Genomic DNA, 17,160 nt, shown 5'->3' with positions numbered 1-17,160 from the left:
AAAAGCAAATTAACTTAAGAATTACTATAAAAATATATATTTTCATAGTAATTCTTTATATTTATTGACAAATCATATCATTTAATGATATGATTTTTCCAATGAATAATATATCGTTAATTGATATATATGGAGGCAAATATGGCTAGAGATACTTCTCTAAAGAAAGGCGAACTTACAGATACCTATTATTATATTTTACTTTCGCTTATGGAACCTAAACATGGATACCTTATTATGAAGGCAGTTGAAAGAATATCAAAAAATACTTTTTCCATAGGGCCTGCTTCCCTGTACACCAGTATTAAGAAACTTTTAGAAGCTGAACTTATAGAACTTGTGGAGGAGTCGGCACAAAAGAAGATTTATATAATAACTGAGAAGGGTATTCAATTTTTAAAAAATGATATTGAAAAAAAACGGGAAATGGTTGAAGCTGCTGAAAAAATATTTAACGACAGGGGGATGCTTTAAACTGTGTTTGATAAAAAATATGTTATAAGCAATGGACTGGCATTTGCGGAGGATGAGGAAATGGAAATGCTGTCATCCTATGCTAAAAAGGGATGGATACTGTATAAACTTGATTTTTTTGGCTACAAGCTGAGAAAAGGTGAGCCTAAAGACCTGCAGTATTCTCTCGACTATAGAAGGGATCCGGACAAAGAATATTTTTCATATTTTAAGGAAGCTGGATGGTCACATGTCTGTTCTTCGGGGAACTCAATTCACATTTTCAGCGCACCTTTAGGGACAAAGCCCATTTATACGGACAGTTGTACTGAAATTGAAAAATACATGCAGCAATACAAGTCAGCTAGAAAAGCAGCAATTCCATCTTCTATAAGCTGTGTCATTTTTCTGATTATAGTATTACTTTCAAGGTATGATCATATACCTTATGTTTATGGAATTGTTTTCAATATTCTTCTGATACCTGTATTTGTTATAACTGTTTTTTCAGGACTACCGTGCATATCCTATTATTTGAGAATAAACAGGGTTGGTGAGGTGAAAAACAAAAACTTCAGCAAAAATAGGAAAGCGGTTTATGTAATTGCCATAATTATGACTTTGCTGCTTATATTCATAATTTTTTTCAATATATTTTATGGTATTCATGTAGGAAAAATAATATTCTATACGGTTTGGTTCACAGCTGTTGTGCTGTGGATGGCATTTTGTTTTATGAAATAAAATAAAAGGAGGGAAATAATGCTTGAGCTGAAAAATGTAAGTAAAAAATTCAAGGAAATTAAAGCTGTGGATAGTCTGTCCTTCAGTGTAAACGAAGGGGAAATAGTGGGACTTCTGGGCGAAAATGGTGCAGGAAAAACCACAACTTTAAGAATGATTTCTACAATGCTGAAACCAACTGGGGGAACTATAGAGGTAAATGGATATGACGTGATTGAAGATCCTTCAAAGGTTAGAGGAGAAATAGGAATTTTATTTGGAGGAGAAGTTGGAATATATGACAGATTGTCAGCCAGGGAAAATATAGAATATTTTGGCAGGCTCTATGGGATGTCGCAGGAGAGAATAGATAAAAGAATAGCTGAACTTGCAGGAGATCTTGAGATGACGGAGTACATGGACAGGAAAGCGGGCAAATTTTCGAGAGGTATGAAACAAAAAGTATCCATAGCACGAGCTATAATACATTCGCCAAAGGTGATGCTGTTTGATGAACCGAGTACCGGACTGGATGTTTCGGCAGCCAGGGTCATACATGAATTTATTTTCAAATGCAAAAGTGAAAACAAGATAATTCTATTGTCCTCCCATTCCATGGCAGAAGTTGAGAAGCTCTGTGACAGAGTTGTTATAATTCACAAGGGAAAACTTGTGGAGCAGGGAACTGTAGAATATTTGAAATCAAAATACAACAGCAGTGATATGGAAGAAATATTTATGAAATTGGTGGGAGGCGGCGTGCATGAGTAATTTTTGGATAGTATTGAAAAAGGAACTTGTGGATATTTTCAGGGACAGAAAAACTCTTATATTTACCATACTTCTTCCCATTATAATGTATCCTGCCATGTTTAAGATAATAGACTTTACCATGAAGGATACAACGGAATCCATTCAGAAAAACGTAGCTATTGCCTATAGGGGACAGGAAGACTCTTCGATTCATAAAATATTAAAAAATATGAAGAATATAACTATCGATAACAGTGGAAATGTAGATGAAAAGCTTAAAAAAGGAGATATATCCCTTATAGTGGATGTACCTGAGGATTTTGATTCAAAAGTTGCAGCTGAAGGAAGCACCAATATTAAGATAATATACGATCAGGATTCAAATAAATCTTCTATGGCATCCTCCATGATAAAAGATACTTTTGACAAATACAGCAAATCTGTTATTGACGGGAGACTGCAGGCAAAGGGAATTGACAGTCAGCTGCTGACTCCTTTTGAGATAAAGGAGCAAACTTTAAGCAAACAGGATAACAATCCTATAGCCTTTGGCATTTTAAGCGTGCTGCCAACCCTGCTTATTATTTTCATGATAAGTCCTACTATAGGAATCGCAGCGGATCTGGTGGCAGGGGAGAAAGAAAGGGGAACCTTTGAACCTCTTTTGTCAACAGCTGTAGGAAGAATGTCTATATTTGGGGGAAAACTTATGGCAATTTCATCTGTAGCTCTTGTTACGCTGATAGTTACATTGGCTTCTATGATAGGTTCCATGCTCTACATATTTTCAGATGGAGGAGGGGTTACCATTTCACCAGGTGCTTTTGTTGTTATGGGAGTAGTATCTGTATTTGTACTCATAGCACTTAGCTCCATTGAAATATCCATAAGCATATTTGCCCGCTCCATGAAAGAAGCCAATACCTATCTGGGTGGATTTATAGTGCCGGTGATGATTTTGACCTATGTGCCATTTATGATGGATGCCAAGAATATAGGATTTTTGTTTTTTAATATACCTATAGTAAATGCAGTGGTAGTTATGAAAGAGGCTATTGCAGGGATATTCAATCCTATGCATATCTCCGTAGTTTTAGGATGGCACGTTGTATATGTAATAGCTACTGTGCTTTTGGCAAAGGTCATGTTTTCAAAAGAAGAAGTTGTGTTCAGATCCTGATATCCGGTTGACAATTGACAGTTGACAATGGACAATAGGAAGTTGATAGTTGACAATTTGCAATTGATAAATGGACAGAAAAAACAAGGGAAATTTTCGGTGATAACTGAAAATTTCCCTTGTTTGATATTGGGGTATACTTATTATTTTACTTTGAGACCCCTGTAACGGTTTATTGCACCGCAGAGTTCGTATTTTCTCGGGAGTGCCAGATTTCCAGGGTGACCTGCATGAGGTGATAGAAAATCCAGACCTGAATTTTCTATTTGGAGAAACAATGTATCTGCAGCTTGTGAAATTGATATTTTGTCATTTATCACCTTATTTGCAATAAAGTCAAGCATTAATGCTATGCAGTTGCTCTGGCTGCTGTCAACAAGCTGCTCCAAGGCTGAAAGATCTATAGGTGATTTTCCATATAGTACTGTATGCTTTCCCTTGGCCTTTATCTTAAATGATCTTCCACTGTGGGCGAAACTGGATTTTAAAGGTATTCGGGGAGTGATATCTCCAAACATGGTTTCATCTGATTTTTCTCTTCTATATCCAGAGCTGTCTGCAATATTTTTGGCCTGTGCCGTAACCTCTTTCGGAATGTATTCATCCATCATAATTATGTGGTCCGCCACATCAAAATAATCTCCGGAGCCACCTACAATCAATATAGTTGAGACTTTGTACTGATGGTATAGCTGACGGATTTTGTCTATAAAAGGGGTTATGGGTTCCTTATCTTTTGAAACGAGTTTCTGCATGCGGCCATCTCTTATCATGAAATTTGTGGCGGAAGTGTCTTCATCTATCAATAAAAGCTTGCTTCCACACTCCAGAGCCTCCATCACATTGGCTGCCTGGGAAGTGCTTCCACTGGCATTATCCGTGGAAAATCTCAGGGTGTCCTTGTTATTTGGCAGATTGTTTATAAAAGGACTGATATTTACACTTTCCACTCTTCGGCCGTCTTCAGCACGTATTTTAACAGCATCATTTCTGGTTATTGCATATTCCCGGCCGTCCCCTGGAATATGGTTGTATATTCCAAGCTCAAGGGATTTAAGCAGTGTGGATTTTCCATGATATCCACCCCCTACAATTAAGGTTATACCTTCTGGAATGCCCATTCCTTTTATTGTACCGTGATTTGGAACAGATAATTCTATTTCAAGACTTTCAGGGCTTTTAAAAAGAACTGCACCTGCATCTTTTAACGGTCTGTCGGATATTCCGTTTTCTCTTGGTAAAATGGCTCCGTTGGCGATAAAAGCTACAAGTCCTTTTTTGGTTAGTTCCTCTCTGATAAATTCTTGATCCAGTATGAGATCAATTTGTTTTTTTAATTTGGCTCCATCTATGTTTTTATAAAGCAGTGATGAATTTACAATTTTAGGTAGTATATCAAAGAAAATTTCAACAGCGGATTTACCGCGGATTCTTCTCCCGGAAGCTGGCAGTTCAACTTCAAACCTGGCTTCGATATGATCCTGCTTTATGACTGCAGATGTTCTCTCCAGCATTTCCTGCCCACAAGTGTCTATGGATAGAAATGTACTTAACTTCTTCATATTTGGAGTTCCGTTGAAATTCTTGATATTGTGTGAAAAACTTCTTGTCAAAAAGTCGGATACAGCTATTTTCTTATATTTTGAGTCCAGAAATTCATCTGGGAAGTCAGCTTCTTTTCTGGACAGGATTATGCGTGCTTTTGAGGGTGGAGCAAAGGGATCCGACTGGATGTGATCCAGAGAAAGTATATATTTTCCAAAATTATATTCTCCTCTTAGTTCCTTGTAGGCAGAATAGCCTCTTCCATCTATTGATAATAATAATTGCTGAAGTTCACGATGATTTTTCAAAATAAATCCTCCTCTTGCATTTTTCAATTATAATTGTAAATTTTGCATTTTACAATATATTATGATAACATAATTCTATAATTAAGTGTAAGTAAAATATTAGCAGGGGTATATCCCAGTCACTATGAAAGACTTTCTGAATATGAGGATTACTTGAGAAGTAAAGAGGTTTTAAAAATGGATTTGATTAGATCTTATGGAAAATATATAAAACAAAATATTGATAACCCTTCCAGGTCTCTCCGTCTGCTGAAGATGGGGTTTTCTCTCGAAAAGTTTCTGGTTTCAAAATTCAAGGACAAAAACCTTCCGGATTCTCTTAACTACTTGAATAAACTCTGCCTTGAATTTATACTAAAGCCCCTTAGAAATCCTGAGGGTTCGGCTTTCGTCACCATATTTTCACCTGTTGAAATATTTAATGCCATGGATATAACGCCTTTCTTGCTTGAAGGGTTTTCTTCATTTCTTTCGGGTACCCGGTGTGAAGATGCATTTATAGACTGTGCCGAAAAATCCGGCATTTCCGATACACTCTGCAGCTATCATAAGGCCTTTATAGGAGCTGTAGAGGCGAATGTTGTCCCAAGACCTAAATTTGCAGTGACCTCCTCCATGATATGTGATGGAAACCTGAATACCATAAGGTATGTTTCAAAAAAATACAATATACCCTATTATTATTTAGACATACCCTACGAATACAACGAGGATACGGAAGCATATGTAGTGGGCCAGCTTCATGAGATGGTGGAATTTATCCAGGATATAATGAAAAGGAGATTTGATGAAGAAAGGTTCAGGGAAATAATAAGAATTGAGAACAATACCAAAGCATATATGCGCAGATTTTATAAAAGTCTTGAGCATAAATACTTTCCCAATACCCTTACACTGGAAATGTACAGATTATTTGCATCTCATCTGGGAATAGGCAGGCCGGAAATACTGGACTTTTATAAAATGCAGGCTGAAGATATAGAAAAATATCCTGATTATGCAGGAAAGAGAATTCTATGGAGCCATATCATGCCTTTTTACAGTGATACCTTGAAGAATTATTTTAATCTTAATCCCGATTGTCAGCTCCTTGCCTGTGATTATAATCTGGATAATCTGGATGAAATGGATTATAATCATCCTTATGAAGCTGTAGCCAAGAAATTTCTTCAAAACAAACTCAACGGGCCTTTTCAGATAAAAATACAAAATATAATCAAAATGGTTCATAATTTCAATGCCAGTGGAGTTATAAATCTGTGTTCTTTTGGCTGCAAAGAGTGCAGCGGAGGAACGATGCTTTTGAAAGAGGCACTCAAACAGAAGAACATACCTTATCTGTCCATAGATGGTGATGGTGTGGACAGAAGAAATGCCCATGAAGGCCAGATAAAGACGAGGGTGGAAGCCTTCATGGAAATATTGAACAGCAGACAGAAGGTGGCAAAATGATAGGCTATGTTTGTAAATACACTCCAATTCATATTATAGAAGCTTTCAATGAGAATGCGGTGAGGATAAATCCTCATGTTTCAGGTTTTGACAAAGCCGAAGCCCTGATGCATCCAAACGTATGTACATATGCTAAGGCTGTACTTGAAGAATGCATTAATTCCGGTATTTGCAATCTGGTTCTTGTAAATTGTTGTGACAGTATCAAGAGGCTGTATGACGTTTTAAAAAGCAGTCCTGATTTTGATTTTGTACATCTGATAAATGTTCCAAGAAAGAGAAACAGGGCATCTGCACTGATTATGAAAAGTGAACTTATAAAATTTATAAGTTCAATGGAGAAATTCACAGGAAGAAAATTTGATGATGATAAATTTATAAATATGGTCAATGCAAAAACTGATAAAAAATCATGTAAATTGTCCGGCATAAATATTGCTCTTATGGGATCAAGGGTGAAAGATTCTACCATAAAACAGATTGAAACTGCAGGTGCTTCTATAAATTTTGATTTTACCTGCACAGGAAATTTTACAAAATCAACTGTACTTTCGAAAAATGAGGATTTCATTTTGAGTTATTCTTCTTTTTTGTTAAATGCATTTCCATGTATGAGAATGGTTGACAATAAAGACAGAATTAGGATTTTAAATGAAAATATAGACAAGATGGACGGCCTGATATACCATACCACGAAATTTTGTGATGCCTATTCTTTTGAATATGCCGCACTGAAGGATTTGATTTCAATACCTATGTTGAAGATAGAAACCGATTATACAGAAGAAGGTAGTGGACAGATGAGAACAAGAATAGAGGCTTTTGTTGAGACAATCAAGTCAAAAAATGAAAAATACAAAAAAGATGACAGCGTCAGTATAAAAGATGATATTTTAGTTGCAGGTATAGACAGCGGTTCTACATCTACAAATGTAGTTATAATGAATGCAAAACGAAAAATACTTTCTTATTCGGTGGTGAGAACCGGTGCCAAAAGTCAAAATGGGGCGGAAAAGGCCATGAAAGAGGCACTGAAAAAATTGAATATGGACTCTAGCAGACTTTCCAGAATAATTTCTACAGGATATGGACGTGTAAGCATTCCTTTTGCGGATGGAGAAATAACCGAGATCACATGTCATGGAAAAGCAGCTTATTTTTTAAACAATAAAGTAAGAACTATAATTGACATAGGAGGTCAGGACAGCAAGGCCATAAGGTTGGATGACAGCGGAAAAGTAGTGGACTTTGCCATGAACGATAAATGTGCGGCGGGTACCGGGAGGTTTCTTGAGATGATGAGCCATACTCTTGAAGTGCCATTGAGCGAAATGGGAAAGCGATCCCTGGATTGGAGGGAAGATATAGATATAACTAGTATGTGTACTGTGTTTGCAGAATCGGAAGTAGTATCACTTGTTGCACAGAATAAGGATATATCTGATATAATCCATGGGCTGCACAAGTCAGTTGCTTCAAAAACACTTTCACTTGTGAACAGGGTCGGCAAAAAAGAAGCCTATATGATGACAGGTGGAGTTGCCAAAAATATAGGTGTGGTGAAATGTCTGGAAAAAAAGCTTGGAGACAAAATATTCATACCGCAGGAGCCGCAGATAGTAGGAGCTGTAGGCGCGGCGCTCACAGCTCTGGAGAGCATTTAATCGAAGCTGTATGTGGATTTTATAAAAAATCATAAATTGGCCAAAAAGGATATAAACCTGAGCCTGCCTCGGCAGACTCAGGTTTACTCTTCTATAGAATATTAAACAGCTTTATCTAATGCATTTTGAACTGCCTCGATGAGTCCTCTGCTGCTGTAGGTAGCTCCGGATACGGTGTCAACTGAACTTGACTGGGCTGAAATTATTTCATCAGGTATGGTGTCTTCAACGTATTGATAGAATCTTGGAGTATCACCTGTTGATATTGTTTTTATATCAGTGATTTTGCCGCCGTTTACAGTTACGGAGACTTTTGTTGTACCATCATGAAATCCTGTGCCGGTTCCAATATAGGTACCGTCTTTGTATTTAGCTTTTTGTGAAGCATTTGAATTTACGGCAGTTTGACTATTGCTGTTTGACGTTTTGCTTTTACTGGTGGAGACTACATTATTTGGGGAAGCTAGGCCTTTTTGTGTTAAAATTGAACTTCCTAAATTGGTTAAACCATATATACCTGTGAAGATGAAAATGGCAAAAGAACCTGCCATTGCTGGATTCACATCTTCACCCAGTATGCTTGCACGGGGATTTCTCCTGGGGCATGTTTCTATACATTTTAGACAATTTATGCATTCGCCCCCCTTGACACTGTTCATGCTGTAGAGCTTTAAGCCCATTGAACAATTATCTGTGCATAGTCTGCATCTGCCGCATTTGTCACCGGGTTTGTTTATTTTAAATATACCCATTCTGGATACCAGGGAAAATACGGCACCCAGAGGACACAGATATCTGCAGAAAAATCTTTCAATAAAAATATTTCCCAGAGTTATTAAAACCAAAAGTATAAATCCAACGGTTAAAGACGACAGTACAGTGGACAGATCACTTATCTGTGCAAAGGCATCCCAGGGACTTGAACCATCTAAAATAGTGTTTCCACCTTTAAATAGGAGGATCAGGATGATAAATAAAATTATATATTTTATATATTTCAATATAGAATCAAGCTGTTCACTTACTTTAAAATTAATTTTAAAGACCTTTTTTGATATTATGTGAATCCAGTCATTGAAAGTACCAAAGGCACAGAGCCATCCACAGAAAAATCTGCCCATTAAAATGGTGGAGACAGTTGTTATTATAAATTCCATCAATCCCGGAAAAGCCTGAATAAAATTGAAATTGCCGCTGACAATCATCTGTAAAATTGATTTTAGTTCACTAAAGGTCAGTATGTACATACCAGGCAGCAGAAAAAACAAAATCAGCTGTATAATGTGTCTGGAAATTTGTATTTTTTTAATCTTTTTTGTCATATTAACAGATCCTTTCCTGCTCATAATTTTTGATATATTTAAATTCGTTGTCAGTCAGCTTGAAATTTTCAACAATACCTGATGTAATATACACTTTTTTTGCATTGGTAATCAATATTGCATCTATGCCCGGCAGAGATTCTATTAAATCCATGGATTTATGTACATCCATAATATAGATGCCTGTGGATAATCCGTCGCCGTCAATGGAATTATCGGATATAATACTAGCACTTACAATGCTGCTCTCTGAAGGATATCCTGTTTTAGGATCCAGTATGTGATGGAATTTTTTGCCGCTATTCATAAAATATCTTTGGTAATTGCCTGATGTAACTAGGGACTTGTCTTTAACATTTACTATACCAATATATTCTCCACGGTGTTTAAATGGGTTTTGAATGCCTATACTCCATAAATCACCGCTGCATTTGCGGCCCAGGGCAAAAATATTTCCGCCCAGATCGATTAAGGCACTTTTAACGTGATGTTTGGACAACAGGCCTTTAACTGTATCTGCTGCAAATCCCTTGGCTATACCTCCCACATCGATTGACTGATTTTTATATTTCAACTTGATGGATCTGGTACCTTCATCTAAAATTATGTCCTTATAGTTGACCAGACTTAATTTTTTATCTATTTCATCTTTTTGAGGAATTCTTTCATGTTCAGTACCTATATTCCATAGAGATGTTAAAGGACCTATAGTGGGATCAAAAGATCCGCCTAACAGCTCGGCATATTCTACAGCTTTTTTTATTACAAAATAGGTATCGCTGCTGATGACCTGGGGAGATAATCCGGCATTTCTATTTATTTTTGATATTTCACTGTAGTCCTTGAATACAGACATTTTGTCATCAATATCCATGAGTTTTTCCAATGCTTTTTCTGCTAATTGCTTGGATCTGTTTCCAAATATCTGTATATGCACTATGGTTCCCAGAACATAACTGTTTTTTACTATAGAAGTTTTTTTAGTGTGAACTGTTAGTGCATAAATAATCACTACTATAAATACATTGATTGTTATAAAAATACCTGCTGTGCTTTGAAACAAATTATATCACCTGCAAAATTTTAATTATTCTTTTTTAGTATAGATTTATAATAAAAAACAAACCTTAATATTACATTAAGATTTGTTAAGAAATTTCTTATAAAAATGTTAATTAATTTTGAAGAAGCATTTTACTGAAACTTTTTTTCAAAGGTTAAAAAATTGTATTCAATATTTTTATCATAATGCTTTTCATATTCAAGCATTGTATAATCTTCTCTATTGAATTCAGGAAAATGTGCATCTCCATCTTCAAAAGACATTATTTCAGTTAAATACAATCTGCTGCAGCAGGGCAGCATCTGACTGTAGATTTTTTCTCCGCCTATTATAAATACTTCTTCAGGATAATTTTTGTATTTTAAAATGTCCTTGATGTTATGTACAATTGTAACACTGTTGTCTGAAATTAAATAATTTTTATTTTTGGTTATTACAATGTGTTTCCTATCTGGCAGTATTTTGGGAAGTGATTCAAAGGTTTTTCTTCCCATTATAATGGTTTTGCCTAAAGTTATTTTTTTAAATCTTTTTAGATCTTCTGGTATGTGCCATATCAATTTGTTGTTTTTTCCTATTACACAATTTTTATTAACAGCTGCAATTAAGCTTATCACCCGAATGATCACTTCCTGTTCATACTTATTTAAAATCTGTTTACTGTATTATAGCATAATATTCAGATAAAATGTCATTTCAGGCTATTGTAGATCATTTCCAAATTGGATTTCATGCTTTGAATATAATTTTTGTTGTCCTCTTTACTCTCGATTGTGTATATTTTTTCCACTTTTGCTCCCACTTCCTTGGCCAGGGTATTGGAAACCTTAGGACTTACCATGTCTTCTACAAATATTGTTTTTATATTGTTCTCCTTGCAGTAGTTTACGAGCTCTGCCAGCTTTTGAGGAGAAGGCTCTCCTTCAGCAAATACACCTTCCACACTGTTTTGCTTCAATCCAAAATCTCTGCACAGATATGCAAAAGCAGCATGACCAGTTACAAAGCTTTTATTTGTGACAGCTGAAAATTTTGTATTGTATTCATTGTAGAGATCATCCAGCTGCTTGGAAAAGCTCTTGTAGTTTTTTTCGTAAAATTCTTTATTTGAAGGATCAGCTTTAACTAAAGCATCTTTTATATTCTTTGATTGGATTTCAGCATTTTTTAAACTTATCCATGCATGGGGATCATATTGACCGTGTTCTTTTATTTCATCTGCATCTGTATTTTTAATTGGAGTTATACCTTTTGAGGCATCAACTGCAATTAAATTTTTATTATTTGCCGAATTTATGACTTTATCCTTCCATGATTCCATTCCAAGTCCGCTGTATACGAATACGTCGGCGCTGCTTAAAGTTTTGAGATCCTTTGCAGTTGGTTCAAAATCATGAGGTTCTGTACCGTTTGGAATTATGGTTGTAATATCTATCTTGTCTTTTCCAATAGCTGAAGCAAATTCTCTCATGGCATTGAAGGATACCACTACTTTTGGTTTTGATTTGCTTTTATTGTCTGTGGTTGTCCCACTTGAGCTATTACATCCTGAAAAAATAAACATAATACTGCTGACAATAGCAGCTAATATGAATAACTTATTTTTTTTAAACATTTCAAGACCTCCTTAAATATATGTAAATGCAATCCATGCGCATTTACATATATACTATAATGGAATATTATATTATTGTCAAGAAATAATAGGAAAAATTTTATAGAATAAAAATAAATTAGAAATATCTGAAGTTGGTTTTAGTTTAATTATTGCTTGTAATTGAAATAGATATATTTTGATTTGGGTAGGGGTATTTTACTGATATTTTTGATCTCCAACAAAGGAAGCAGGGATTTCTGTTTTGAATTTGCATCAATGTAATTTGTAGTACTGAGTGTGCCTGTCACCTGTATCCAGGTGTCTGCATCAATGGCAGGGCCGTTATAACTGCATAGAAATCCTATTATCTGTGTATCAGCTGCACAGCAGGTCATAAGTTCTCTTGCAATTACAAATTGATTTTTGTCTAGAGAAGAATCTCTGTAAATGAATCCCTTTAGTACTATCTGCCGATTTTTGAACTTATTTGGAGTATCATTTATTTCATTCATCATATTTAGATAATTGTTATCATTGAAGACAATTGGGCCGGATTTATTTATGCTGGAAGTATCTTTAAGCATATCTGAGTTCTGAACTAAAGTGATATTCTTGGAGTTTGACGCATTTTGATTTAATTCAAGAGGATTGGCCAGTATACCTATGATAATAGGTATGGCAAATATTATATAACCTGGCCTGGGTTTGTCATATTTATTTTTGAATATTTTAGGAAGCTGAAAAATACTTAGAATCAGCAGGAAAACCGAAGCAAAAATTGTATACTTTATCATAGCTGGATGTATAAATATCTTTATATTCCCGGTATAAACCAGTGTAAAAAAATAAAGTGAAATTGCAATAAGAATTATAAACCAGGTGAGTTCTCCTATGTTGATATTTAGGCTGGATTTTTTATTTGTCATTTTTATATGCCTCCAACAAGTTTTAAGCTAAATGGAATTATATATTCTGCCAGGAACGATAGAGCAAAACATATGATAAATATGAAGAAAATAAGAAGGATTGAAAATCTCCTGGTAAATGTTCCAACCATCATCAAGGTATTTTTTATATCAATCATTGGCCCCAATATCAAAAATCCAATTACCGATCCTGCGGTGAATTGCCCGAGAAAAGATCTTCCTATAAAGGCATCCGTTTGAGAACAGATACTTAGTATGTAAGCTAAAACAAACATGATTAGTATAGAATATACCTTACCTTGTCCAATAGAAAGTATGTATTTTTCCGGGATATATGTTTGGAAAAATGCGGATGTAAGTGCGCCTATGATAAACAGCCTGCCTATATCATATACTTCAGAGCTTGTATGATAAATTATATTACTTAAATTTTTTGGCTCGCAGCTGTTATGGCAGTGTTCATGGCAGACATGTCCATTATCCAATTTATTACTGGACTTTAAAATATTTTCTTTAGAAAATAAATCCACTAAATATCCTATGACAATGGCAGCTATAATTCCAAACACCAATCTTGAAATCACAATATAAGTTTTTCCTCTAAAGGCATAAAATGTAGAAATAATTACAATAGGATTCACTATGGGTACGGAAAGCATGAAAGTTATGGCCATTCCCTTGGGAATACCTTTTTTTATTAGATTTTTTGCCACTGGAATTGTGGCACAATCACATAATGGGAAAACCAGGCCAAGCAGTGATGAAAATATCAATCCCTTAATCTTATTTTTAGGTATGTATCTTATTATCTTTTCTTCTGAAATAAAAAGTTGAATGAAGGATGAGATCAATGAACCTATAATTATAAAGGGAAATCCTTCCAGTACGATGCTTGTAAAGATCAAATAGAAATTATTCAACATATCGGTGTTGATTTTGGGCAGGGATATATTTCTTAATAAATTAAGCGAGAACAGTAAAAAAACAGCTGATACCAGCATCAAAATCACTTTACCATCACTTATGAAGGTAGACTTTATTAGTTTTTTATCATTTATCATTTTCTTTTTAAACTCCCAAATTGTAAAAATATAGTTAAATTATATACCCTATATATGGGTATGTGTCAATGGGTATGTGCAAAATTTTATTAAAGACTTCAATGCCCATAGCTGTTATATTTTTAAAATACTTGAATATTATTTAATAAACATTAAATTGAGGAGTGATGAAGTTTGGTTAAGGTACGTAAATGCTTTTTACTTTTTATAGCAGTATTAGTAATTCCAATTATTATATTTTGTGCTATTTCGGTAAAAGCAGAAGGAAGTGAAAGTGATGTTACTGATGGCGGAAGCATGGTAAAGGGAAAAGTCATAAATATAATATCTTCAAATAATACGGATGCAAATAAAAATATCATGGAAAAACAGCAAAAATTGAAAATAGAGATTACAGAAGGAAAGCACGATGGTGAGAAAATTGATGTCACTCATACTATTCAGCCGTCTAAACCGGATAATATAGAATTTAAGACAGGTGATGAATTATTTCTGTCAATAAGTGAAGATAATAATGGAAAAATAAATGAAGCAAGTGTGTACCAGGTGGTCAGACAGAATCAATTACTTCATTTGCTTATATTTTTTGCAGCATCTATTATTTTAATAGGTGGAATAAAAGGATTTAAATCTTTGATAACTTTGACAATAACTTGTTTAATAATTATAAAAGTATTTTTACCTCTGATTTTACAGGGATATAATCCTATTATTGTTTCAACAATTATCTGTATTGTTATAACAATAATAAGCTTGATTATAGTAAGCGGATTTAATAAAAAAACTACGGCGGCAATTTTGGGAACAAGCAGTGGAGTTATTATAGCAGGTGTTATAGCATACATTTATATTAATCTTACAAGTGTTTCAGGGGTTGGAACGGAAGATGCACAGCTGCTTATGGATTCTCTTTTGAAGGGTACTTTGAATTTTAAAGGAATTTTGTTTGGTTCCATACTCATAGGTACATTGGGTGCAGTAATGGACGTAAGTATGTCCATAGCTTCAACTATGAATGAGCTGAAAGAAAATAATCCGAGAATTTCAAATGGAAATATCATAAAAGCTGGAATGAGTGTAGGAAGGGATACTATAGGAACTATGACCACCACTTTGATATTGGCCTACATCAGCGGCACCGTATTTTTGGTGCTGGGATATATGGTCAGCAAGAGCAGCTTCATTGATATAATAAATCAGGATATGATTGCCTCGGATATAATAAAGACTTTTGCAAGCAGTATAGGGCTTATATTTACTATCCCTATTACTGTTTTTGCATATTGGATTCTAGATAACAGATAACAGTGAAGCTTATTTAGAAAGGGGGGAAACTGTTTTTTTATTAAAACAGTGAATATATTGAATTATAAAAGATTCAGCAGGAAAGATAAACCTAAGTTTGAGATACTCAATTTGATTGTAAGTCTGATGTTTGTAATCATATTGCCTTATTTGGTTGAAGCCAGCAGCAATCCAGCCAATAATGTAAGGGGAAATATGCTCTATGTCCAGATATTAAATTATGCAATGCCTGCAGTAAAAGCTACCTGTTTTGATGAAGAAGACATGGCGGAAAATAGCTTTTCACTGAAGAGTCTGGTGCTTGGAGCCTTTGATATAAATACCAGAAATCCATTGGGTATATTGGGAAAAGAAGTAGCTTTTTTAGGAAAAGATGTTTCAGGAAGCAGTGTGAGTGAATTTAAGCTGGACAATAAACAGATAACCAAAAATGATGATAGTGGAAACTTGAGCAGGGGAGACAATTCGAATACTTCATCAGGAGATACCAAGGTATACGATCCAAGCCTGAAAAGAAAGATGAACACGGAAAAACCTGATATACTTATTTATCATACCCATACTACGGAAAGTTATAAACCTGGAGATGCAAATAGTTTTGATGATACTAAAAATGTATGTGCTGTAGGTCAGCAGCTGGTGACCGAACTCAACAAATATGGTATCTCCGCAATAAATGACACAACCGTTCACGATGCGCAGGGATATACACAAAGTTATGCCAGATCTTCAGTCACATTGGATAAATATTTAAAAAAATATGGTGACTTCAAACTTATAATAGACATGCATAGGGATTATGCTGAAGACAAAAATTCAGTGACAGTAAAATTGAATGGAGAGAATGTATCTAAATTTATGCTGGTTATGACCAAAAAAAACCCTCATTTTGATAAAAATATGGAACTGGCAAATCAGATAGTAAACCTGTCTGATAAATTATATCCTGGTTTTTCAAGAGGTATCAATCTTGATTATAATTATGGAACCAGGTATTTTAACCAGGGTATGAGCAACAGTGCAATACTTATGGAGATAGGGTCACAGATAAACACTACGGATGAATCCAAAGCTTCTACTAAATATATAGCAAGGATAATTGCGCAGATCATCAAATAGCTGAAAGCTTAAGTAGAGATAAAGGGAAAATTTGTTGTTAAATTTTCCCTTGGTATTTAGTCAGGTGTGTAATTTATTATATTATTTATCAATTTATGTGGATCACTTGAAATAAATAAAAATTTGAGACTTGCCTTGCTTATAAAACCCTCTTTACATGAATTCTCAAGCATGTTTAAAAGAGGATCAAAAAAATGTTCTATATTTAGCAACCCTATAGGTTTTTTATGAATTTTAAGTCTGGCCCAGCTTATGGTATCGAATAATTCCTCATAAGTGCCGAGTCCACCTGGAAGAGCAATGAATCCATCAGAAAGATCTGACATTTTTTCTTTTCTTTCACTCATATTTTTAACATAGATGAGTTTAGTTAGATTTTGGTTTGGTGGTTCGTTTAAAAGAAGTAATTTAGGTATAACTCCAGTAACTTTTCCTCCGCTTTTTAAAACTTCATTTGAGATTTGACCCATGAGTCCTGTACTGGAACCTCCATATACAAGCTGTATTTTATTTCTAACCAATTCCTTTCCAAGTAATCGTGCCCCTTCACTGTATTCTTTACGTATACCTGAACTTGAACCACAATACACACATATGCTTTCCATGTTATCACTCCTTATATAATCAGTTAGATCATATTATACTTTATTTTATTATATAGAAAACAGGTACAATTGATAATTATATAT

The 17,160-nt window shown here is 34.7% G+C and carries 16 protein-coding genes; 8 read left to right on the top strand and 8 right to left on the bottom strand.

Annotation, left to right across the window (positions count from 1 at the left end; genetic code table 11):
* Nucleotides 1-141: 141 nt before the first annotated feature.
* Genes CLLU_RS09745 through CLLU_RS09730 form a run of 4 tightly spaced genes read left to right on the top strand, consistent with a single transcriptional unit; the run spans nucleotide 142 to nucleotide 3,109 of the window.
* On the top strand, nucleotides 142-474 hold the full coding sequence (locus tag CLLU_RS09745; protein WP_106009552.1) for a PadR family transcriptional regulator: 333 nt from the start codon (nucleotides 142-144) through the stop codon (nucleotides 472-474).
* 3 nt (nucleotides 475-477) lie between these two features.
* The gene (locus tag CLLU_RS09740) at nucleotides 478-1,197 is read left to right on the top strand and encodes a DUF2812 domain-containing protein (protein WP_106009551.1); all 720 of its coding nucleotides are present in this window, start codon (nucleotides 478-480) and stop codon (nucleotides 1,195-1,197) included.
* Between the two features lie 18 nt (nucleotides 1,198-1,215).
* Nucleotides 1,216-1,947: an ABC transporter ATP-binding protein gene (locus CLLU_RS09735; RefSeq protein WP_106009550.1), complete on the top strand. Its 732-nt coding sequence runs from the start codon at nucleotides 1,216-1,218 to the stop codon at nucleotides 1,945-1,947.
* Nucleotides 1,940-3,109: an ABC transporter permease gene (locus CLLU_RS09730; RefSeq protein ID WP_106009549.1), complete on the top strand. Its 1,170-nt coding sequence runs from the start codon at nucleotides 1,940-1,942 to the stop codon at nucleotides 3,107-3,109. Before CLLU_RS09735 ends, CLLU_RS09730 begins: the two co-directional genes overlap by 8 nt.
* Before the next feature lie 143 nt (nucleotides 3,110-3,252).
* Here CLLU_RS09730 and CLLU_RS09725 read toward each other — a convergent pair whose 3' ends face one another.
* A complete protein-coding gene (locus tag CLLU_RS09725; protein ID WP_106009548.1) occupies nucleotides 3,253-4,962 on the bottom strand; it encodes an ABC-ATPase domain-containing protein in 1,710 nt (569 codons plus the stop codon).
* 177 nt (nucleotides 4,963-5,139) lie between these two features.
* Here CLLU_RS09725 and CLLU_RS09720 point away from each other — a divergent pair, with 177 nt between their 5' ends.
* Together CLLU_RS09720 and CLLU_RS09715 are read left to right on the top strand one after the other, a co-directional pair.
* Entirely contained in the window at nucleotides 5,140-6,414 is a 1,275-nt protein-coding gene (locus CLLU_RS09720; RefSeq protein WP_106009547.1) for a 2-hydroxyacyl-CoA dehydratase subunit D, read from the top strand.
* Nucleotides 6,411-8,078, top strand: coding sequence for an acyl-CoA dehydratase activase (locus tag CLLU_RS09715; protein WP_106009546.1), 1,668 nt, complete (start codon nucleotides 6,411-6,413; stop codon nucleotides 8,076-8,078). Before CLLU_RS09720 ends, CLLU_RS09715 begins: the two co-directional genes overlap by 4 nt.
* A 101-nt stretch (nucleotides 8,079-8,179) precedes the next feature.
* On the opposite strand, the gene CLLU_RS09710 is transcribed toward CLLU_RS09715, so the two are convergent.
* From CLLU_RS09710 to CLLU_RS09685, 6 genes are all read right to left on the bottom strand, one after another.
* Nucleotides 8,180-9,400 carry an FMN-binding protein gene (locus CLLU_RS09710; RefSeq protein ID WP_106009545.1) on the bottom strand — a complete coding sequence of 407 codons (1,221 nt, stop codon included), beginning with the start codon at nucleotides 9,398-9,400 and terminating at the stop codon, nucleotides 8,180-8,182.
* A 1-nt stretch (nucleotide 9,401) separates the two neighbouring features.
* On the bottom strand, nucleotides 9,402-10,463 hold the full coding sequence (locus CLLU_RS09705) for an FAD:protein FMN transferase (RefSeq protein ID WP_207655981.1): 1,062 nt from the start codon (nucleotides 10,461-10,463) through the stop codon (nucleotides 9,402-9,404).
* A 131-nt stretch (nucleotides 10,464-10,594) separates the two neighbouring features.
* Complete coding sequence (locus CLLU_RS09700) at nucleotides 10,595-11,080, bottom strand: dihydrofolate reductase (RefSeq protein WP_106009544.1); 486 nt, start codon at nucleotides 11,078-11,080, stop codon at nucleotides 10,595-10,597.
* A 74-nt stretch (nucleotides 11,081-11,154) separates the two neighbouring features.
* Nucleotides 11,155-12,078: a metal ABC transporter substrate-binding protein gene (locus CLLU_RS09695; RefSeq protein ID WP_106009543.1), complete on the bottom strand. Its 924-nt coding sequence runs from the start codon at nucleotides 12,076-12,078 to the stop codon at nucleotides 11,155-11,157.
* 149 nt (nucleotides 12,079-12,227) lie between these two features.
* A complete protein-coding gene (locus CLLU_RS09690) occupies nucleotides 12,228-12,986 on the bottom strand; it encodes a TIGR03943 family putative permease subunit (protein WP_106009542.1) in 759 nt (252 codons plus the stop codon).
* Nucleotides 12,987-12,988: 2 nt separating this feature from the next.
* Nucleotides 12,989-14,047 (bottom strand): permease, encoded by a 1,059-nt coding sequence (locus CLLU_RS09685; RefSeq protein WP_106009541.1) that lies wholly within the window; start codon nucleotides 14,045-14,047, stop codon nucleotides 12,989-12,991.
* Between the two features lie 174 nt (nucleotides 14,048-14,221).
* Here CLLU_RS09685 and CLLU_RS09680 point away from each other — a divergent pair, with 174 nt between their 5' ends.
* Together CLLU_RS09680 and CLLU_RS09675 are read left to right on the top strand one after the other, a co-directional pair.
* A complete protein-coding gene (locus CLLU_RS09680) occupies nucleotides 14,222-15,352 on the top strand; it encodes a YibE/F family protein (protein WP_106009540.1) in 1,131 nt (376 codons plus the stop codon).
* A 57-nt stretch (nucleotides 15,353-15,409) separates the two neighbouring features.
* On the top strand, nucleotides 15,410-16,471 hold the full coding sequence (locus CLLU_RS09675) for a stage II sporulation protein P (RefSeq protein ID WP_337955459.1): 1,062 nt from the start codon (nucleotides 15,410-15,412) through the stop codon (nucleotides 16,469-16,471).
* Between the two features lie 56 nt (nucleotides 16,472-16,527).
* Here the strand turns inward: CLLU_RS09675 and CLLU_RS09670 are convergent, their stop codons facing one another.
* Nucleotides 16,528-17,076: an LOG family protein gene (locus CLLU_RS09670; RefSeq protein WP_106009539.1), complete on the bottom strand. Its 549-nt coding sequence runs from the start codon at nucleotides 17,074-17,076 to the stop codon at nucleotides 16,528-16,530.
* Between the last annotated feature and the right edge of the window lie 84 nt (nucleotides 17,077-17,160).

The sequence above is a fragment of the Clostridium luticellarii genome, from assembly GCF_002995845.1.
In the GTDB taxonomy this organism is placed as follows: domain Bacteria; phylum Bacillota; class Clostridia; order Clostridiales; family Clostridiaceae; genus Clostridium_B; species Clostridium_B luticellarii.
Note: the sequence above shows the minus strand (reverse complement) of the source record. Positions and strands in the feature narration are given on the sequence as shown.